Here is an 18,473-nt window from a genome sequence, read left to right on the forward strand (position 1 = left end):
CCATCCTCATGGAGACACTATATTTTATCCATCCATCATGCCATTTGCATGAGATGGGCCGATGGCATCCGGAAAGTCCGCAGCGACTGGATGCCATAAACGATCAACTGCTATCAAGCGGTCTGGCATCCTATCTGGCTCAGCGACAGGCAAGGCTGGCAACGGATGAGGATATCTTGCGGGTACACGATGCCGCTTACGTGCAAAAGCTCAAAGAGCAATTGCCGCAGCAGGGGTATTTCAATATCGATCCGGACACCTTGATGAATCCGCACACTCTGGAAGCAGCCTATGCCGCTGCCGGAGCGGGCCTGGATGCAGTCGATGGCGTCATGAACGAAGGGGCGACGGGCGCATTTTGTGCGGTACGACCTCCCGGTCATCATGCCGAGCGGGCGCGGGCGATGGGGTTTTGTTTTTTTAACAATATCGCTGTGGCCGTGGCCTATGCGATGGAAAAATATGGCCTCAAGCGTGTGCTGATCGTGGATTTTGATGTGCACCACGGCAATGGAACCGAGCAGATTTTTGCCGGCGACGAGCGGGTTCTGATGTGCAGTTTCTTTCAGTCCCCGTTTTTTCCTGATTCCTTTCAGGACCCGGCGGCGCAAAACATGGTAAATATACCGGTTGAGGCCTACACCAAGTCTGCTCAGATTATCGATCTGTTCAAACAGGTTTGTTTGCCCCGCATAGAGGCGTTTGCCCCTGAAATTGTCTTTTTCTCGGCCGGCTTTGATGCCCACCGTGAAGATGAAATGGGACAGCTCAGCTTGGTTGAAGCCGATTATGCGGAATTGACCGCTATGGTGGTCCAGGCCAGTGCGCCTAGTGCCGGACAACGTCTGGTCAGTATGCTGGAAGGGGGGTACGATCCCTCGTCCCTGGGGCGCAGCGTGGTGGCTCACATCAAGGCCTTCGCCGGGCTTTAGGCGAGTGGCTTCGGGCTTTGGAATTCTTCTAAGGCCTTATTTCAACAGAATAATTTTTATTTAAGACTGCACTGGAGAACATTACATGAAGGTGTTAGTACCCGTGAAACGCGTAGTTGACTATAACGTCAAGGTGCGCGTGAAATCTGACCAAACCGGGGTGGACATTGCCAATGTGAAAATGTCCATGAATCCCTTTGACGAAATCGCTGTCGAAGAGGCCACTCGCCTCAAAGAAAGCGGTGCAGCCACTGAAGTGATCGCTCTTTCTTGCGGCGTTGCACAAAGCCAGGAAACGCTGCGCACGGCTTTGGCCATTGGTGCGGATCGGGCCACCCTGGTGCAAACCGATGCTGAGTTGCAGCCTTTGGCCGTGGCCAAGCTGATCAAGGCCGTGGTGGACAAAGAACAGCCTCAGCTCGTGATTCTGGGCAAACAGGCGATCGACGATGACGCCAACCAAACCGGCCAGATGCTGGCTGCGCTGCTGGACTGGCCACAAGCCACTTTTGCCAGCAAAGTTGAAGTTTCGGGCGACAGCGTGTCGGTCACTCGAGAAGTGGACGGCGGTCTGGAAACACTGAAACTGAGCCTGCCCGCTGTGATCACCACCGACCTGCGCCTGAACGAGCCTCGTTACGTGACACTGCCCAACATCATGAAGGCCAAGAAAAAGCCTTTGGAAACCCTGACTCCTGAAGAGCTGGGCATTGATGTGGCTCCTCGTATCAAAACTCTGAAAGTGACTGAGCCTCCAGCTCGTGCTGCCGGCATTATGGTGCCCGATGTTGCCACACTGGTCGAGAAACTGAAGAACGAAGCGAAGGTGATTTAAATGGCTATCCTTGTTATTGCCGAGCACGACAATCAGCAGCTGAAGGCTGCAACGCTCAACGCCCTGGCTGCCGCTCAGAAGATCGGCGGTGATGTGCATGTTCTGGTCGCAGGTAACCAGGCTGCTGGCGTGGCCCAGGCGGCTGCCAAGGCTCAGGGTGTCAGCAAAGTCCTGTTGGCCGATGGCCCTGCACTGGCTGAAGGCCTGGCCGAGAACGTGGCTGCCCAAGTGCTGGCCATCGCCTCCAATTACAGCCACATCCTGTTCCCGGCAACCGCTTCGGGCAAGAACATTGCCCCTCGCGTTGCGGCAAAGCTGGATGTTGCCCAAGTGTCGGACATTTTGTCCGTGGAGTCGGCTGATACCTTCACCCGTCCTATTTATGCCGGTAATGCTGTGGCGACCGTTCAGTCCAGCGATGCCGTCAAAGTGATCACCGTGCGTACCACCGCCTTTGACGCTGTGGCCGCTGAAGGTGGTAGTGCCGCTGTTGAAGAGCTGAGCGCCGTGGCTGATTCGGGCCGTTCTACGTTTGTCAGCCGAGAAGTGGCCAAGAGCGACCGTCCTGAGCTGGCGGGTGCCGGTGTGGTCGTGTCCGGTGGTCGCGGTATGGGCAGCGCCGAAAACTTCAAATTGCTGGACGGTCTGGCTGACAAGCTGGGTGCCGCTCTGGGTGCGTCGCGCGCTGCAGTGGACGCCGGCTATGCTCCGAACGACTGGCAGGTGGGTCAGACAGGCAAGATCGTGGCTCCTCAGCTGTACGTGGCCGTGGGTATTTCCGGTGCCATCCAGCACTTGGCTGGCATGAAAGACTCCAAGGTTATCGTGGCGATCAACAAAGATCCCGAAGCGCCTATTTTTGGCGTGGCCGACTACGGTTTGGTCGCGGATCTGTTTGAGGCTGTGCCTGAGTTAGAAAAAGCGCTCTAAGCGCCCTTCGGCCTGCTGGGGACTTCTCCAGCAGGCTTTTTTTCAGTGCGTATATCCTAGGGGCCTGATTGTGGCTTCGGTCCTTTTTGTTTCTGTGTAGGAGTGTTCATGACGTATCGTGTACCCACCCAAGACATCCGCTTTGCACTTACAGAGCTGGCTGATCTACCTGGTGTGCTGGAATTGCCTGGCTTTGAGGATTTCTCGGCCGAGTTGATCGATGCCATTATTGATGAGAACGCCCGCTTCGTTGAGCAGGAAGTAGCACCTTTGAACCGCGCCGGTGATCAGAATGGCGCCAAGTGGAATGATGGTGTGGTCACCACCACACCCGGCTTCAAGAAAGCCTTTGAAGAATTTGCAAAAGCTGGCTGGCAGGGTTTGCAGCACGAAGCCGAACTGGGTGGCCAAGGCTTGCCCAAGCTGATCGGCGCCGTGGCATGTGAGAACATCAATGCTGCCAACCTGGCTTTTTCCCTGTGTCCGTTGCTGACCGACGGCGTGATCGAAGCCGTGTCCATGGTTGGCTCGGAAGAACAGAAACAACGTTTCCTGCCTCCCTTGCTGGAAGGCCGCTGGACCGGCACCATGAACTTGACCGAGCCTCAGGCCGGTTCGGATCTGGCCCAGGTTGCCAGCCGTGCTGTTCCTCAGGATGACGGCAGCTACCGCATCAGCGGTCAAAAGATTTTCATCACCTACGGTGAGCACGATATGGCCGAGAACATCGTCCATCTGGTGCTGGCCCGTACGCCTGATGCACCTGCCGGTGTGAAAGGGATCTCGCTGTTCATCGTGCCCAAGTTCATGGTGAACGACGATGGCTCCCTGGGCGCCCGTAACGACGTCTGGTGTGCTTCGCTGGAGCACAAGCTGGGTATCCATGGCAGTCCAACCGCGGTGCTGCTGTACGGCTCGGGCAAGGGTGAGGTGGGCGAGGGCGCCGTCGGCTACCTGGTCGGCAAGGAAAACGAAGGCCTGAAGTACATGTTCATCATGATGAACGCGGCCCGTTACGCGGTGGGCGTTCAAGGTATCGCCGTGGCCGAACGTGCATTCCAGCAGGCTCTTGAATACGCCAACGAGCGTGTACAGGGTGCTCCTTTGACTGGCGGCAAGGCTGTGTCGATTGCCCATCACCCCGACGTGCAGCGCATGCTGGTGCAAATGCGTGCTCTGACAGAAGGCGCCCGTGCCTTGGCTTACTTTGCTGCCGGTGTGAACGACAAGGCGCGTCATAGTGCCGACGAAAATGCCCGCAAGCGCTACCAGGCTCTGTACGAATTCCTGGTGCCTGTGGTCAAGGGTTTCAGCACTGAAATGTCCCTGGAAGTGACTTCCCTGGGCGTGCAAGTGCATGGTGGTATGGGCTTTATCGAAGAAACGGGTGCGGCCCAGCACTACCGCGACTCGCGCATTCTGCCTATCTACGAAGGCACAACCGCGATTCAGGCCAATGACTTCATCGGTCGCAAGGTTCTGCGAGATGCCGGCGCTGTGATCCAGGGCCTGGCTCCCGAGTTGGGCGCGACTGTTGCCAAGCTGCGCGAACGTGCGGCTCAAGGCGGTGATCACAAAGCGGCCTTGACCCTGATCGCCGATCGTCTGGAAGCCGGTGTAAAGAGCGTGGAACGCGCTGCCATGTTCACCTTGACGAACGCTCAGAAAGACCTGCCTGCCGTGTTCCTGGGCAGTGTGCCATTCCTGATGCTGTCCGGCTATGTGCTGACTGGCTGGCAAATGGCTCGTGCCGCTTTGGCTGCAGAGAAAGCATTGAGCGAAGGCAGTCAGGATCCATTCTTGCGCCGCAAGCTCTCGACCAGCGTGTTCTTTGCCAGCCACCTGCTGCCGCGTGCCAGTGCCTTGGCACAGTCCGTGGCGGATGGTGTGGAGCTGACTCCTTACCTGTCGACCGAACTGCTGTAAGTCGATCAGCCCCAAGGCATGAAGGCCCGCGCAGCTTCTTTGGCTGCCGGGCCTTTTTTTGGGTATATTGATATAACGTTTAATTATTTGAAACGTGCTCTTTATACTGACAAAATCATCTGACTAGTCCTGATTATTTAAGTCGGTGATCTCCTGATCGCGGCTGCATTTCGAAAAGAGGAACGTAATGGCTACACTTCGTCTGGGTGACCTGGCCCCTGATTTTGAACAAAAATCCTCCGCTGGCACCATCAAGTTTCACGAGTTCTTGGGTAATAGCTGGGGCGTTCTGTTCTCCCACCCAGCCGACTTTACGCCTGTGTGCACCACCGAACTGGGTTACACCGCCAAGCTGGCGGATGAGTTCGCCAAGCGCGGCGTGAAAGTGATTGCCGTTTCCGTTGACGACGTTGATTCCCACGGCAAGTGGATTGATGACATCAACGAAACTCAGAAAACCACCGTTAACTTCCCCATCCTGGCTGATGCTGACCGCAAGGTTTCGGATCTGTACGATATGATCCACCCCAACGCCAGCACCACCGTGACAGTGCGTTCGGTGTTCATCATCGACCCGGCCAAGAAAGTGCGTCTGATCATCACTTACCCAGCCAGCACGGGCCGCAACTTCAACGAAATCCTGCGCGTGATCGATTCCCTGCAACTGACCGACAGCCACAGTGTGGCCACGCCAGTGAACTGGGAAGATGGTGACGACGTGATCATCGTTCCCAGCCTGAAGGATCCTGAAGTTCTGAAACAGAAATTCCCCAAAGGCTACACCGAGATCCGTCCTTACCTGCGTGTGACGCCTCAGCCTAACAAGTAATTGCTACTTGGTCTTTAGGCTCAGACAGAAAGCCCTCCTGCTTATGGCACGAGGGCTTTTTTGTGGGTACAGCTTTCTAGGCAGACGGCTCTCGCTTGGGCTAAGTACTTGTCCTGGTGTTTTTTCAAGGGTGTCAGAGGATCGCAAGTACGGCATAGAACTACTGTATAAAAACACTGGGTAATCACAGTGTTCCAGCCACGGAGGGGAGGAGGTAGGCAAGGCAATCCTGGTAAGAAATTGACTACAGCTGGCTTCAGGACTGGGGTTCAGCGTATTAGTGGACAAGGCGCAACATCCGCGCAGGTACTAATTGCACTAAAAGCTGGCTTTAAGTACAGTACTGTATAAGAAAACAGTAAACGGAGTTAGCCATGTCCAGTCCAAGCCGTCATTACCGTCCTCAAGCCACTCCTCGTTTCCGTGGCCCAGTCCGTTCCGCAGCCTCGTCCAGTCCGTTCACCAAGCCTCTGTCTTTCAAGGCCAAGGTCATGGATGTGTGTTTGGTTGCCGTGTGGGGTGCCAGTATTCCTGGCTTGTTGTGGTTGGGCAGCATGGGCGGGTTTTAAGGCCACGCCCTTGTGCTGTTCCAAGGGGCGGTCAGGGCACCAGTTGTGTCCAGTCGTTTGACAGGAAACGGTCGCGTGCCAGTTTTTCGGCCTGCTCCAGTGTGGGTGTTTCCAGTGTGCGGGGTTTAAGTGCCGTCTTTTTGCGGAACACGTCCAGCATGGCTTCAATCACAGCCTCGCGGCTCATGCCGGTTTGACTGCGGATAGGGTCCACGCGTTTCTTGGCGCTGGTGGTGCCTTTATCCGAGAGCTTTTCTTTGCCGATGCGCAGGACTTCCAGCATCTTGTCAGCATCAATATCGTAGGCCATGGTCACATGGTGCAAGACAGCATTGCCACGGCGTGCTTGTGCGGCGCCGCCAATTTTTCCACCGGCGCTGGTAATGTCGTTCAGCGGTTGGTACCAGGCATCAATACCAATTTCCCGTAGGGCTTCGATCACCCAGGAATCCAGAAACTCGTAGGACTCCTGAAACGTCATGCCGGCTACAAACTGCTTGGGTACGCTAAGCGAATACGTTATGGTGTTGCCTGGCTCGATGAACATGGCACCACCGCCACTGATACGGCGCACGACGCGTATACCGTGACGGGCAGCTGCTTCGGCTTCAATTTCATTGCGCAGGGACTGGAAACGCCCAATCACCACCGCCGCTTCCTGCCACTCCCAGATGCGCAGGGTGGGGGCGCGGGTGCCTTCACTGACTTCCTGGGTGATGATTTCATCCAGAGCCATATGCAGGGCAGCGGGTTGGGGCTCCATATGGACTAGTTCCCAGGGCAACTCGTTCCAGCTCATCATGCCAAGGCCCTCCGCACGACCACGCCAATGGCTTGCGGGTCCAGACCGAACATTTCGATGTCGGCAGGCAGGACGCGGCTAACATGAGCCGCGATTTCTTCAGCACTGCTGTTGACGGACAGGCCCTGCAAGGCTTGATTGATCAGGCCCAGTGCTTCGGGGGGTTCCAGAAAAAAGTCGCCGCTCAATCGTGCTTGTTCGATCATATGGTCTTTGACATCCAGATCGATCACGACCAGCTTGCCGCCAGGGACTTTGTATTCAGCATGCATAGACTGTGTCCTTTGATAAGGTCGGCCCCTTTTTGCCAAGGGGAGGGCGAATCGAGTAAATTTCCGCCTTTGCTGCGTTTAATACGGGGGCACCGTGCCCAAAGTGTCGTATTTTAGCGTAGTTAAACGCCGGGAAACGAAGCCCCGATCAGTCAAAAAGCTTGGTAATTCAGGCTTTTTGCTGATAGAATCATGGGCTAATCATTTTTTCATCCTCTGTCAGCGCGATTTTTATAATGTGTGCGGCTGATACGATGGTTTTGGAGTCAATCGTGGATTTGATCGCTATTCTTGAGCAAGAAGAAATCCAGCGCCTGACCGGTGGCAAGCTGCCTCCCGAGTTCGGTCCTGGTGACACTGTTGTTGTGAACGTAAACGTGGTTGAAGGTACGCGTAAGCGTGTCCAGGCTTACGAAGGCGTGGTTATCGGCCGTCGCAATCGTGGTCTGAACTCTTCTTTCATCGTTCGCAAGATTTCTTCGGGCGAAGCTGTTGAGCGTACATTCCAGCTGTATTCCCCTCAGATCGCCAGCATCGAAGTCAAGCGTCGTGGCGCTGTGCGTCGTGCTAAACTGTACTATCTGCGCGATCGCTCGGGTAAAGCCGCTCGCATCAAAGAAAAACTCGTTCGTCGTTCGGGTAACTAATTCCCTAGCGAACAGCGATGCAAAGGCACCCAGGCGGGTGCCTTTGTTTTTATGTGGGATCACATACCAGTTCTTATGGATAAGCCTCGTATCAGGCCCGTTATCGTTCCTGGATTCGACCCTCGCAGCCAGCCTATGGTTGCATTAGACTCTTTGCCTGAATTGCCTGCTCAGGCCCAGCAGCTGGATTTTCTGCGTAGCGCTTTTGCCCAGCCTATACAGTGGCAGGTCGAGCCTTTGTTTCGCAGCTCCTTTTATCCAGAGTTTTTGCCCGGTTCCATGAATGTGCGCTCCGCCGTCTGTATTGGCGTGATGCAGCGCCCCGAAGGGCCCACCATCATTTTTACGCGTCGGGCCATGCACTTGCACAACCATGCGGGGCAGATCAGTTTTCCCGGTGGACGTATTGAAGCCTCGGATCTGGGGCCGGTCGAAGCCGCCTTGCGTGAAACCCAGGAAGAGATCGGCATCGAGCCGCGCTTTGTGCGTTATCTGGGTCAGCATCCTATTTTTGTGACCAGTACCCAGTTTGCGATGCGCCCCATTATTGGCGAGCTGCAAGAGGGTTTTCAGGTGTTGCCCGATAGCTCGGAAGTGGCCGAGGTCTTTGAAGTGCCCTTGTCGGTCCTGCTGGACCCGCAGCGTCATCAACTGCATCACGCCGATTTGCCGGACGGGGCGGGACGTTACTACTTCTCCATCCCTTGGGGGCCGTACTTTATCTGGGGTGCCACGGCGGTCTTGATCCGTAATCTTTATCACCACTTGTCGGCTGCCTGGGTGCAGTTGTCTGCCGGTGGGGATACTCGCGCCAAAGGCCTGTAATCAGGCCTGACCGGCGGGTGCTCCGGTAGCGGATCCCGCCTTCACAAAAAAGGGGCGTTTTGCTTTGCCCCTTGTTCCCTTAATAGCGTGGCTTGTTTTCGTGCTCGGCCAGCAAACGCTGGTACAGCGCGTGCCGTTCTGGGTGAATGCTGCCTGCTTCGATGGCCGCCAGCACGCCACAGCCCGGTTCATGCCGGTGGGTGCAGTTATAAAAGCGGCAGGACTCCACCGCTTTTCGGAAATCGGGGAAGCCGTGCGCAATATCTTCCTGTGTCATATGCGACAGGCCAAAGGCCTGGAAGCCGGGGCTGTCGATCAGGTCGCCGCTATTGGGCAGGTGATACAGGCGGGTGCTGGTGGTTGTGTGTCGGCCCGCCCCCAAGGCTTGCGAGTATTCCTGGGTCAGCGCGCCGGCATCCGGGACCAGGGCATTGAGCAGGGTGGATTTACCCATGCCGCTTTGCCCCAGCAGCAAGGTACGTTTGTTCGCCAGCCAGGGGGCCAGCGCTTCCCGTGTCTGTTCTGGCTCCAGCGCCACCATTTCCAGAATAGGGACGCCCAGGGCGGCGATAGGGGCCAGCTTGGCGCGTGCGCGCTCCAGGTGGGTGCTCAGATCGGCCTTGTTCAGAATAATCACCGGCTCAATATCCACGCTCCAGGCCGCGACCAGGGCGCGCCCCAGCAAGTCTTCGGAGTAAACGGGTTCTGGCGCCACCACAATCAGAAGCTGATCAATATTGGCGGCAAACTGCTTGGTGCGGAAGTCGTCAGAGCGATATAGCAGATTGCGCCTTTCTTGCACCGCCTCAATAGAGCCTTCCCCTTTGGCCTGCATCAACACATCGACTTGATCGCCAACCGCAATTCCGGCTTTTTTTCCACGAGGGAAGCACTTGATCGTTTCGCCATCAGGCAGTTCGACAAAGTAGTGACGACCGTGGGCGGCGGTCACCAGACCGCTAAGGTATTTAGATGTCATGCCAGGCTTTTCAGGTGTCGAATGCGATCAATCGCGTTGGGGTGGCTATCGTAAAAGGCAGAGTGCATAGGGTCGGGCGTCAAGGTTGCGGCATTGTCGTTATAGAGCTTGAGCAAGGCGCTGATCAAGTCCTGGGCCTGGCTGTGCTGGGCGGCAAAGCTGTCGGCCTGATATTCGTCCCGGCGTGAGAGCAGGGCGCTCAAGGGGCCCATCCAGAAGGTGAAGGTGGGAACCACCATAAAGAACAGGATCAGGGCCAGGGCGTCGTTGGGGCGACCTAACTGGGGAATCACGCCCAGGCCGGTATAAAAGCCAACCTTGCCCCAGGCCCAGCCTGCCAGCAGAAAAAAGATCAGGGATGTGAATACGCTGATCAGCAGACGGCGCTGGATATGGCGATGCTTGAAGTGGCCCAGCTCATGCGCCAGCACGGCTTCCACTTCTTCGGGCTGCAGCTTGTTCAGCAAGGTATCAAAAAACACGATGCGCTTTTGGCGACCCAGACCGGTGAAGTATGCATTGCCATGGGCAGAGCGGCGCGAGCCATCCATCACATACAAGCCGTTGGTCTGAAAGCCGCAACGCTGTGCCAGGGCATTGATGCGTTCACGCAGGTTGGCATCTTCCAGTGGTTTGAAAGTATTGAAAATGGGGGCGATAACGCGCGGGTATAGCCACAGCACCAGCAGATTGAAAACCAGCCACAGACCCCAGCCGTACCAGGGCCAGGAGGGGCCGGCCCAATCCATCAGGCTGAGCAGGGCGGCACACAAGGGTGTACCCAGAATCAGGACGATGACCAGAGTTTTGGCGGTATCGGCAAAGAACAGGGCAGGCTTCATGCGGTTAAAACCAAAGCGCGCTTCCAGTACAAACTTGCGATACCAGGCAAAAGGCAGGCCCACGACACCCATAATCGCCAGGACCGCGCCAATCAGGGTCAGCTGACGCAGCAGTTCATGGCTGATCCAGTTGCCCAGCGTGACATCCAGCCACTGCAGACCGCCCAGCAGCGTAAAGCCCAGCAAGACCAGGGCCTCTACCAGACGCTCGCTTAAACCCAGCCGGGTGCGTGCGATGGTGTAGCGTGCCGCACGTTGATGGCTATGCAGGCCAATGCGTTCGGAAAACTCGGCCGGCACCTCGTTCTGATGACGATAAACGTGCCGGATCTGCCGCAGGCCTAAATAAAAGCGCAGCAAAACGTCTGCAAGCAGAAAGATAATGAACAACAAAGTCAGCATGTAGGCGGCTATATGTAAAATGGGCGTTTTGAGGAATGATTATATGGCGGTTCATACACAGCGTCTGGTCTGGCTCGATATGGAGATGACAGGACTGGATCCGGACAAAGAGCGCATCATCGAAGTTGCGGTCGTGGTAACAGAAGCAGACTTGACTCTGGTGGCGGAAGGCCCGGTTCTGGTGGTTCATCAAAGCAATGCATTGCTCGATGGCATGGACGCCTGGAACAAGGGTACGCATGGCCGTAGCGGCCTGATCGACAAGGTCAAAGCTTCTACCCTGACCGAAGCGCAGGCCGAGGATCAGTTGCTGGAATTCCTGAAAGAGCACGTACCGGCTGGCAAGTCGCCCCTGTGTGGCAACACCATCAGCCAGGACCGTCGTTTCATGTACCGCTACATGCCTCGTCTGGAGGCTTTCTTCCACTATCGCAATCTGGATGTCAGCACTCTGAAAGAACTGGCTTTGCGTTGGAAGCCTGAAGTGGTTAAAAGTTTCGTCAAGCAAAGCCGCCACGAGGCCTTGGCCGACATTTACGAGTCCATTGACGAGCTGAAACACTACCGCGAGCACTTCATCCGTCTGTAAACGGGAAGGGCAGGCAGGGCGGAAGGTGTGAGGGTCCCAGCACAGTTCGTGAGCGCGCTGCAGCGGTAGGCGGGGATACATTGGCAGGATCAAAACCGAGGATAGCGATTTGTCGCGCCTCGGTTTTTTTACGTCTAAGTATTTACCCTTAAAGTATCTGTTCCAAGGCCATATGATACGGTTTTGCGATTGACATCACATTTTTCGTATTAAATAATGAAGTGTATATGGTTTGCGTCGAAACAAATTTGTTTGGGCGCTTTCTGCACTCTTACCGGGGATGGTCATGTATGCACAACTTGTAGAGACAGGCGTCAAGCAGGTCCAGGATATCGAACAGATGTCCGACGAAGAGCGTCGGTTCCAAGAGCGCATCGATGAGGGTGTCCGCATCGAAGCCAGGGACTGGATGCCCGAAGCCTATCGCAAAACCTTGGTTCGCCAGATTTCTCAGCACGCGCACTCCGAGGTTGTCGGGATGCTGCCCGAAGGTAACTGGATTACCCGCGCCCCTTCGCTCAAGCGCAAAGCCATCTTGATGGCCAAGGTGCAGGACGAGGCCGGTCACGGTCTGTACCTGTACAGCGCGGCCGAAACGCTGGGCGTAAGCCGTGACAAGCTGGTCGACGATCTGCTGTCGGGCAAAGCCAAGTACTCCAGTATTTTTAACTACCCAACATTGAACTGGGCCGATATCGGCATGATCGGCTGGCTGGTCGATGGCTCGGCCATCATCAACCAGATTCCGCTGTGCCGCTGCTCCTACGGCCCTTACGCCCGTGCCATGGTGCGCGTGTGCAAGGAAGAGTCCTTCCACCAGCGTCAGGGTTACGATTTGCTGATCCAGATGTGTCTGCATGGCACACCGGAGCAAAAGGCCATGGTTCAGGATTCCATTAACCGCTGGTGGTGGCCTGCCTTGATGATGTTCGGCCCTTCGGATGCGGACTCCACCAATAGCGCCCAGTCCATGCAATGGAAGATCAAGCTGTTCTCCAACGACGAACTGCGCCAGAAAATGGTGGACCAGACCGTGCCTCAGGCCGAGTACCTGGGCCTGACCATTCCTGATCCTGATCTGCGCTGGAACGAAGAGCGCGGTCACTACGACTTTGGCGAGATCGATTGGGAAGAATTCTGGGCGGTGATCAAGGGCAATGGTCCCTGTAATCGTGAGCGACTCGAAGCCCGAGTCCAGGCCCACGAGAACGGCGCCTGGTTCCGTGATGCACTGGATGCACATGCCCAAAAGCAGGAAGCCGTCCGCAAGGTGGCCTGATCAAGAAGGCTAGGAAACCAGTACGGTTTCTGATTCGATCCGATTCGCAGCAGGCGCTTTGACAGCGCCGCTGCACAGCAAGGAATTTTCAGTTATGAGCAAGAACGATTGGCCCCTGTGGGAAGTTTTCATTCGCAGCCAGCATGGCTTGGCCCACAAGCACGTAGGCAGCCTGCACGCTCCGGACGCCGAAATGGCCATCAACAATGCCCGTGATGTATACACCCGCCGTAACGAAGGCGTGAGCATCTGGGTCGTGCGTGCAGCTGATATCGCTGCCTCCAGCCCTGGTGACAAAGGCCCGCTGTTCGAGCCATCCAACACCAAGGTCTACCGTCACCCTACGTTTTTCCCCATGCCTGACGGCATCAATATGTAGGAATTGGTATGGATAAAGCTTTGTTTTCCTACGCCCTGCGCATGGGCGATTCCACCCTGGTGCTGGCTCAGCGCCTGGGTGAGTGGACTGGTCACGGCCCGGCTCTGGAAGAAGAGTTGGCCTGTGCCAATACTGCACTGGACTTGTTGGGTCAGGCCCGTATGTGGCTGACACTGGCAGGCGAGACTGAAGGTCAGGGTCGTGACGAAGATCGTCTGGCTTATCACCGTGATGTTCACGAGTACGCCAACTTCCTGTTGGTCGAGCGCGAGAACGGTCATTATGGCGATACCCTGGCACGTCAGTTCCTGTTTGATGCCTGGCATTGCTTCTTGCTGGAGCAATTGGTCGAGTCCAGCGATGAACAGATTCGTGCCATTGCCCAGAAGGCACATAAAGAAGTGTTGTATCACCTGCGTCGTTCGACCGACTTGATCGTGCGTTTGGGCGACGGTACGCCTGAAAGCCACAAGCGCATGCAAAAAGCGATTGATGACGCCTGGTTCTACCTGGGCGAGCTGTTCCTGGATGACGAAGTCACCGAGGAATTGGCTCAGCGTCAGGCTGTGCCTTTGATGGCCAGCCTGTGGCAGCCTTGCCTGGAATACATCCAGAATGCCCTGGAGCGCGCTACCTTGCGTTGCCCGGCTGAACAGGATGCTCAGCACAAGGCCTACCGTGGTGGCCCGCAAGGCCGTCACACGGAAGCGTTAGGGTTTCTGTTGGCAGAAATGCAGCACCTGCCACGTATGTATCCTGACGCCACTTGGTGATCGCCATGACACAGACCTGGAGCACCGAGCAGGTCATGCAAGTGCTGGCCACGGTTCCAGACCCGGAGATCCCCGTGATCTCCCTGCTGGACCTGGGCATTGTGCGTGACGTGAGTTGGGAGCAGGACGTGTGTGTGGTCACCATCACACCGACCTACTCCGGTTGTCCGGCGATGTACGAGATGAGCCACTCGATTGAACAGGCCTTGCAACAGGCTGGTATCGAGCAGGTTCGGGTGGATACCAAGTTGTCACCGGCCTGGACGACCGATTGGATGAGCGAGCAGGGCAAGTTGGCCTTGCGCGATTACGGTATCGCTCCTCCGGCCCAAAGTGCGGTTGATATTTCTGGTTTGCTGCGTCAGCCCGAGGCGCCCGTGGTGGCTTGTCCTCAATGCAGCTCCACGCATACACGGGTGATCAGCCAGTTTGGCTCCACGCCCTGCAAGGCGCTGTATCGCTGCATCAGCTGCGGTGAACCATTCGATTACTTTAAGGCGCATTAGTCCTATGAGTCAGTTTTATTCTCTTCCTGTGGCTTCGGTCTCCCGCAGCACCCGCGATGCCGTGGTGGTGGCCTTTACCGTGCCCGAGGATTTGCAGGATGTGTTTCAGTTTCGTCCCGGTCAGTACCTGACCTTGCGCACCCACCTGGATGGCCAGGAATTGCGCCGATCCTACTCGATCTGTGCGGCTCCGCACGATCGTTTGCTGCGCGTGGCGATCAAGCGTGTGAATGATGGTGCGTTCTCCACCTGGGCCAATAGCCACCTGGAGGCGGGTACCACCCTGGAAGTCATGCCACCTGATGGCAACTTCACCGTGGACTTCGATCCCAGCCAGGCGCACCGTTACGCCGCCTTTGCGGTCGGTAGCGGCATTACACCGATTCTGTCGTTGGTGAAGACCGCGCTGGATACCGAGCCCAAGTCCACTTTCACGCTGTTTTTCGGTAACCGTGCTTCCTCGGCCATCATGTTCCGCGAAGAGATCGAGGACCTGAAAAACACCTATATGGAACGTTTCTCCATCGTGTATATCATGAGCCGGGAAACGCAGGATATTGACCTGTTCAATGGCCGTCTGGATGGCGAGAAAGTGCGTCAGCTGATGCAGCAATGGTTTGATCCAGCCAGTGTGGACGTGGCCTTTGTATGTGGTCCCCAGGACATGAGCGAGCAGGTGGTTGCTGCCTTGCAGGAAAACGGCCTGGAAAAATCCCAGATCAAGTTCGAGCTGTTCGGCGCCCCCAAAGGCCCACGTGCACTGCGTACGGGCGAAGAGTCGCGCAAGGCTCCGGGCAAGGAAGAGTGCGAGCTGACCGTGATTCAGGACGGCATTACCCGCAACCTGACTATCAGCAAAAGCAACAGCAGCATTTTGGACGCGGCACTGGAGCAAGGGCTGGAATTGCCTTACTCCTGTAAAGGTGGAGTTTGTTCTACCTGCCGTTGCAAAGTGGTAGAGGGCGAAGTGGACATGGACGCCAACTTTGCATTGGAAGATTACGAAGTAGCCCGCGGTTTCGTGCTCAGTTGCCAAAGCTTTCCGGTTACCGACCGGGTGGTGATTGACTTCGATCAGGAAACCTAAGACCGCAGCAAAATAGCGGTTTTTCAAGAATCTGGACGCCAGCTTCCCAGCTTGGCGTCCTACTAGTTTCAGGAGCACATTGTATGGCAGCAGATTTTTTCAAGACGCATCAGGCAACACTGGATCAGGCTTTGAGCAGTATTCTGGAGCGCAACTTCTGGAGCGCTTATCCTGAAAATCCCAGCCCGCGCGCCTACGGTGAAACCGCGGCTCAGGATGGTCAGGCTGCTTTTGAAGCCTACCGTGGCAAAGCCTTTCCCTTGACGCTGGAAGGCGCACAAGGTGAAGTCGGTAACGAGCAATCGCCTTTTGGTTTTGAGCTGGGCATTAGCTACCCCAAAGTGCCGGTGGACCAATTGCTGGCTCAGTCGCAACTGGCACTGGACAGCTGGCGCGATGCTGGCCCGCAAGCCTGGGTCGGTATTTGTCTGGAAATCCTGCATCGCTTGAATCAGCGTAGCTTCGAGATCGCTCACGCTGTGCAGCACACTACGGGTCAGGGCTTCATGATGGCCTTCCAGGCCGGTGGCCCTCACGCCCAGGAACGTGCGCTGGAAGCCGTGGCTTACGCTTGGCAGGAAATGTCCCGTATCCCTGGTCTGGTTGACTGGATCAAGCCCCAGGGCAAGCACGATCCCATCCAGATGAAGAAGCAGTTCAAAGTGGTACCCCGTGGCATTGGTCTGGTGATTGGTTGCTCCACCTTCCCGACCTGGAACGGTTACCCCGGTCTGTTTGCCTCGCTGGCAACCGGTAACACCGTAATTGTGAAGCCGCACCCTGGCGCGATTCTGCCTCTGGCCATTACCGTTGCTGTCGCCCGCGAAGTGCTGGCCGAAGCCGGTTTCAATCCTAATGTGGTCTTGCTGGCCGCTCATGAGCCATCGGAAGACACCGCCCAGCAACTGGCACTGAACAAGGCCGTCAAGCTGATCGACTTTACCGGCAGCAGCCAGAACGGTAACTGGTTGGAAGAAAATGCTCGCCACGCCTTGGTCTACACCGAAAAAGCCGGTGTGAACCAGGTGATTATTGATTCGGTTGAAGATTTCAAGGCGGTTGCCCGCAACCTGGCGTTCTCCTTTGCGCTGTACTCCGGCCAGATGTGTACCGCTCCTCAAAACATTTACGTGCCTCGTGACGGTATCCGCACTGCCGATGGCGTGATGAGCTTTGACGAAGTGGCTCACGGTCTGGCCCAGGCAGTGCAAAAGCTGGTGTCCGATCCGGCCCGTGCCGTTGAGATTACGGGCGCCGTGCAAAACGAAGCTTGCGCACAGCGTATTGATCAGGCTCGCCAACTGGGCATGCCTATCCTGGCTGACAGCCAGACGCTGGAACACCCCGCATTCCCTGGTGCCCGCGTACGTACACCGCTGGTCTTGCAAGCAAGTGTGGATCAGCCCGAGATTCAACAAGAATGGTTCGGCCCCATCGTTTTTGTGGTGCAAACCGATTCGACCGAGCAAAGCATTGAAGTGGCAGGTCGCAACGTGATCGAGCACGGCGCACTGACCTTGTCGGCTTACAGCACCGATGATGCCGTAACCGCCAAGATCCAGCGCATGGCCGAGCGTTCCGGCGTATCCCTGTCCCTGAACCTGACCGGCGCTGTGTTCATCAACCAGACCGCAGCCTATAGCGACTTCCACGGCACTGGCGCCAACCCGGCTGCCAACGCATCCCTGTCGGATTCGGCCTACGTTGCTAACCGCTTCCGTGTCGTTCAGACTCGCTGGCATTTCTAAAGGAGGGTGGCCAGGTGACTGACCAAAGTATTCAATTTCAGCTGGAAAATGGCGTAGCACGCATTACCTTGAATCGTCCCGACAAGCTCAACAGCTTTACGGCCGATATGCACGGCGAGCTGGCTCAGGCTCTGGATAAAGTGGAACAGTGCGCGGATCTGCGCGTACTGATTCTGACCGGTAATGGCCGTGGCTTTTGCGCGGGTCAGGATTTGTCCGAGCGTCAGATGAGCGCCGGTGATGCACCCGTGGATCTGGGTGGCACCATCGAAAAGTACTACGCACCGCTGGTGCGCCGTCTGCGTGCGCTGGCGGCCCCTGTGGTGGTGGGTGTCAATGGTGTGGCCGCCGGTGCTGGCGCGAACCTGGCTCTGGCCGGTGACATCGTGATCGCCACTCGTTCGGCCAGCTTCATCCAGCCATTCTGCCGCCTGGGCTTGCTGCCTGACACTGGCGGTACCTTCTTCCTGCCTCGTCTGGTGGGCACGGCACGCGCGATGGGCCTGTCTTTGCTGGGTGACAAGCTCTCGGCCGAGCAGGCAGCGCAGTGGGGCCTGATCTGGGAGTGCGTGGACGATGAAGCTTTCCAGGCTCGCCTGAACGAACTGGCCGCCCATTTTGCGCAGGCCCCGACCAAAGGTCTGGCCTATGCCAAGAAAGCGATTTATGCCAGTGATGCCCATTCGCTTGATCAACAGTTGGATCTGGAACGCGACTTGATGCGTGAACTGGGTGCATCCGAAGATTACCGCGAGGGTGTTAATGCATTCCTGGGCAAGCGTGCCCCCCAATTTAAAGGAAAGTAATGCAAAGCAACGCAATGGCTGTTGAAGACCCACAAGCACTGGCCGAGCAGGTCAGTGACCATATGTATGGCAATGACCAGGCATCTCAGGCTTTGGGCCTGAGCCTGGATAGCGTGGCACCGGGCAAGGCCGACATGAGCATGACGGTGCGCGCCGACATGCTCAATGGGCACAAGACCTGTCACGGTGGTTTCATTTTTGCGTTGGCTGACAGCACCTTTGCGTTTGCCTGCAATTCTCGCAATGCACCGACTGTTGCGTCCGGTTGCACCATCGATTACCTGGCTCCCGCCTTTGAAGGGGACGTCCTGACCGCTCGTGCGGTCGAGGCCTCCCTGGCAGGGCGCACCGGGGTGTATGACATCGAGGTGGTCAACCAGAACAACAAGCGCGTTGCCTTGTTCCGTGGGCGCTCGTACCGGCTAAATGGCACGGTATTGGGCGGGATTGAAAAAAAATAATTTTTGACGATACATACCCTGTAGACCCGGGGGGGTCGGAAGTACCACACCAGCG

At 56.5% G+C, this 18,473-nt stretch carries 21 protein-coding genes; 17 read left to right on the forward strand and 4 right to left on the reverse strand.

What is annotated here, in order from left to right:
* Positions 1-8: 8 nt before the first annotated feature.
* The 6 genes from U2949_RS02660 (at position 9) to U2949_RS02685 (ending at position 6,021) form a co-directional block, all read left to right on the forward strand.
* Positions 9-932 carry a histone deacetylase family protein gene (locus U2949_RS02660; protein ID WP_026482964.1) on the forward strand — a complete coding sequence of 308 codons (924 nt, stop codon included), beginning with the start codon at positions 9-11 and terminating at the stop codon, positions 930-932.
* An 85-nt stretch (positions 933-1,017) separates the two neighbouring features.
* Positions 1,018-1,767: an electron transfer flavoprotein subunit beta/FixA family protein gene (locus U2949_RS02665; RefSeq protein WP_009456000.1), complete on the forward strand. Its 750-nt coding sequence runs from the start codon at positions 1,018-1,020 to the stop codon at positions 1,765-1,767.
* Complete coding sequence (locus U2949_RS02670) at positions 1,768-2,697, forward strand: electron transfer flavoprotein subunit alpha/FixB family protein (RefSeq protein WP_026482963.1); 930 nt, start codon at positions 1,768-1,770, stop codon at positions 2,695-2,697. It abuts the gene before it with no gap.
* Between the two features lie 108 nt (positions 2,698-2,805).
* Entirely contained in the window at positions 2,806-4,623 is a 1,818-nt protein-coding gene (locus U2949_RS02675) for an acyl-CoA dehydrogenase (RefSeq protein WP_321286023.1), read from the forward strand.
* A 187-nt stretch (positions 4,624-4,810) separates the two neighbouring features.
* Entirely contained in the window at positions 4,811-5,452 is a 642-nt protein-coding gene (locus tag U2949_RS02680) for a peroxiredoxin (RefSeq protein WP_009455994.1), read from the forward strand.
* Between the two features lie 374 nt (positions 5,453-5,826).
* A complete protein-coding gene (locus U2949_RS02685) occupies positions 5,827-6,021 on the forward strand; it encodes a hypothetical protein (protein WP_026482961.1) in 195 nt (64 codons plus the stop codon).
* Positions 6,022-6,052: 31 nt separating this feature from the next.
* On the opposite strand, the gene U2949_RS02690 is transcribed toward U2949_RS02685, so the two are convergent.
* On the reverse strand, positions 6,053-6,823 hold the full coding sequence (locus U2949_RS02690) for a lipoate--protein ligase family protein (RefSeq protein ID WP_026482960.1): 771 nt from the start codon (positions 6,821-6,823) through the stop codon (positions 6,053-6,055).
* Positions 6,820-7,095 (reverse strand): biotin--protein ligase, encoded by a 276-nt coding sequence (locus U2949_RS02695; RefSeq protein ID WP_321286026.1) that lies wholly within the window; start codon positions 7,093-7,095, stop codon positions 6,820-6,822. Before U2949_RS02695 ends, U2949_RS02690 begins: the two co-directional genes overlap by 4 nt.
* 272 nt (positions 7,096-7,367) lie before the next feature.
* Here U2949_RS02695 and rplS point away from each other — a divergent pair, with 272 nt between their 5' ends.
* Entirely contained in the window at positions 7,368-7,742 is a 375-nt protein-coding gene (gene rplS / locus U2949_RS02700) for a 50S ribosomal protein L19 (RefSeq protein WP_003799181.1), read from the forward strand.
* Between the two features lie 135 nt (positions 7,743-7,877).
* Positions 7,878-8,567, forward strand: a complete 690-nt coding sequence (locus tag U2949_RS02705; protein WP_321286028.1) for an NUDIX hydrolase — start codon at positions 7,878-7,880, stop codon at positions 8,565-8,567.
* 79 nt (positions 8,568-8,646) lie between these two features.
* Here the strand turns inward: U2949_RS02705 and rsgA are convergent, their stop codons facing one another.
* Together rsgA and U2949_RS02715 are read right to left on the reverse strand one after the other, a co-directional pair.
* Positions 8,647-9,546 carry a ribosome small subunit-dependent GTPase A gene (gene rsgA / locus U2949_RS02710; RefSeq protein ID WP_026482958.1) on the reverse strand — a complete coding sequence of 300 codons (900 nt, stop codon included), beginning with the start codon at positions 9,544-9,546 and terminating at the stop codon, positions 8,647-8,649.
* A complete protein-coding gene (locus U2949_RS02715) occupies positions 9,543-10,790 on the reverse strand; it encodes a M48 family metallopeptidase (protein WP_257722743.1) in 1,248 nt (415 codons plus the stop codon). Before U2949_RS02715 ends, rsgA begins: the two co-directional genes overlap by 4 nt.
* Positions 10,791-10,833: 43 nt before the next feature.
* Here U2949_RS02715 and orn point away from each other — a divergent pair, with 43 nt between their 5' ends.
* The 9 genes from orn to paaI all read left to right on the forward strand — a co-directional run bounded on the left by orn (position 10,834) and on the right by paaI (position 18,418).
* Complete coding sequence (orn, locus tag U2949_RS02720; protein ID WP_009455985.1) at positions 10,834-11,379, forward strand: oligoribonuclease; 546 nt, start codon at positions 10,834-10,836, stop codon at positions 11,377-11,379.
* 286 nt (positions 11,380-11,665) lie between these two features.
* Complete coding sequence (paaA, locus tag U2949_RS02725) at positions 11,666-12,658, forward strand: 1,2-phenylacetyl-CoA epoxidase subunit PaaA (RefSeq protein WP_009455984.1); 993 nt, start codon at positions 11,666-11,668, stop codon at positions 12,656-12,658.
* Positions 12,659-12,752: 94 nt separating this feature from the next.
* Positions 12,753-13,037 (forward strand): 1,2-phenylacetyl-CoA epoxidase subunit PaaB, encoded by a 285-nt coding sequence (gene paaB, locus U2949_RS02730; RefSeq protein ID WP_003799192.1) that lies wholly within the window; start codon positions 12,753-12,755, stop codon positions 13,035-13,037.
* 8 nt (positions 13,038-13,045) lie between these two features.
* Positions 13,046-13,810, forward strand: coding sequence for a 1,2-phenylacetyl-CoA epoxidase subunit PaaC (paaC, locus tag U2949_RS02735; RefSeq protein WP_026482956.1), 765 nt, complete (start codon positions 13,046-13,048; stop codon positions 13,808-13,810).
* A gap of 5 nt (positions 13,811-13,815) precedes the next feature.
* Positions 13,816-14,316 carry a 1,2-phenylacetyl-CoA epoxidase subunit PaaD gene (gene paaD / locus U2949_RS02740; RefSeq protein WP_060185316.1) on the forward strand — a complete coding sequence of 167 codons (501 nt, stop codon included), beginning with the start codon at positions 13,816-13,818 and terminating at the stop codon, positions 14,314-14,316.
* Between the two features lie 4 nt (positions 14,317-14,320).
* Positions 14,321-15,403, forward strand: coding sequence for a 1,2-phenylacetyl-CoA epoxidase subunit PaaE (gene paaE, locus U2949_RS02745; protein ID WP_026482954.1), 1,083 nt, complete (start codon positions 14,321-14,323; stop codon positions 15,401-15,403).
* An 83-nt stretch (positions 15,404-15,486) separates the two neighbouring features.
* Positions 15,487-17,151 carry a phenylacetic acid degradation protein PaaN gene (paaN, locus tag U2949_RS02750; protein ID WP_321286032.1) on the forward strand — a complete coding sequence of 555 codons (1,665 nt, stop codon included), beginning with the start codon at positions 15,487-15,489 and terminating at the stop codon, positions 17,149-17,151.
* A gap of 14 nt (positions 17,152-17,165) precedes the next feature.
* Entirely contained in the window at positions 17,166-17,957 is a 792-nt protein-coding gene (gene paaG, locus U2949_RS02755) for a 2-(1,2-epoxy-1,2-dihydrophenyl)acetyl-CoA isomerase PaaG (RefSeq protein WP_321286036.1), read from the forward strand.
* Complete coding sequence (gene paaI, locus U2949_RS02760) at positions 17,957-18,418, forward strand: hydroxyphenylacetyl-CoA thioesterase PaaI (protein WP_009455979.1); 462 nt, start codon at positions 17,957-17,959, stop codon at positions 18,416-18,418. Before paaG ends, paaI begins: the two co-directional genes overlap by 1 nt.
* Positions 18,419-18,473: the final 55 nt, after the last annotated feature.

The organism is Alcaligenes phenolicus (assembly GCF_032063905.1).
Taxonomy (GTDB): Bacteria; Pseudomonadota; Gammaproteobacteria; order Burkholderiales; family Burkholderiaceae_B; genus Alcaligenes; species Alcaligenes phenolicus.

Bases quoted from the DNA above. Each gene is read 5' to 3' on its own strand.
- paaE (WP_026482954.1), top strand. From the start codon at position 14,321: ATGAGTCAGTTTTATTCTCTTCCTGTGGCTTCGGTCTCCCGCAGCACC.
- U2949_RS02690 (WP_026482960.1), bottom strand. From the start codon at position 6,823: ATGATGAGCTGGAACGAGTTGCCCTGGGAACTAGTCCATATGGAGCCC.
- U2949_RS02670 (WP_026482963.1), top strand. From the start codon at position 1,768: ATGGCTATCCTTGTTATTGCCGAGCACGACAATCAGCAGCTGAAGGCT.
- U2949_RS02660 (WP_026482964.1), top strand. From the start codon at position 9: ATGGAGACACTATATTTTATCCATCCATCATGCCATTTGCATGAGATG.
- U2949_RS02675 (WP_321286023.1), top strand. From the start codon at position 2,806: ATGACGTATCGTGTACCCACCCAAGACATCCGCTTTGCACTTACAGAG.
- U2949_RS02705 (WP_321286028.1), top strand. From the start codon at position 7,878: ATGGTTGCATTAGACTCTTTGCCTGAATTGCCTGCTCAGGCCCAGCAG.
- U2949_RS02715 (WP_257722743.1), bottom strand. From the start codon at position 10,790: ATGCTGACTTTGTTGTTCATTATCTTTCTGCTTGCAGACGTTTTGCTG.
- U2949_RS02665 (WP_009456000.1), top strand. From the start codon at position 1,018: ATGAAGGTGTTAGTACCCGTGAAACGCGTAGTTGACTATAACGTCAAG.
- U2949_RS02680 (WP_009455994.1), top strand. From the start codon at position 4,811: ATGGCTACACTTCGTCTGGGTGACCTGGCCCCTGATTTTGAACAAAAA.
- rsgA (WP_026482958.1), bottom strand. From the start codon at position 9,546: ATGACATCTAAATACCTTAGCGGTCTGGTGACCGCCGCCCACGGTCGT.
- paaB (WP_003799192.1), top strand. From the start codon at position 12,753: ATGAGCAAGAACGATTGGCCCCTGTGGGAAGTTTTCATTCGCAGCCAG.
- paaI (WP_009455979.1), top strand. From the start codon at position 17,957: ATGCAAAGCAACGCAATGGCTGTTGAAGACCCACAAGCACTGGCCGAG.
- orn (WP_009455985.1), top strand. From the start codon at position 10,834: ATGGCGGTTCATACACAGCGTCTGGTCTGGCTCGATATGGAGATGACA.
- paaC (WP_026482956.1), top strand. From the start codon at position 13,046: ATGGATAAAGCTTTGTTTTCCTACGCCCTGCGCATGGGCGATTCCACC.
- paaN (WP_321286032.1), top strand. From the start codon at position 15,487: ATGGCAGCAGATTTTTTCAAGACGCATCAGGCAACACTGGATCAGGCT.
- U2949_RS02685 (WP_026482961.1), top strand. From the start codon at position 5,827: ATGTCCAGTCCAAGCCGTCATTACCGTCCTCAAGCCACTCCTCGTTTC.
- paaD (WP_060185316.1), top strand. From the start codon at position 13,816: ATGACACAGACCTGGAGCACCGAGCAGGTCATGCAAGTGCTGGCCACG.
- U2949_RS02695 (WP_321286026.1), bottom strand. From the start codon at position 7,095: ATGCATGCTGAATACAAAGTCCCTGGCGGCAAGCTGGTCGTGATCGAT.
- paaA (WP_009455984.1), top strand. From the start codon at position 11,666: ATGTATGCACAACTTGTAGAGACAGGCGTCAAGCAGGTCCAGGATATC.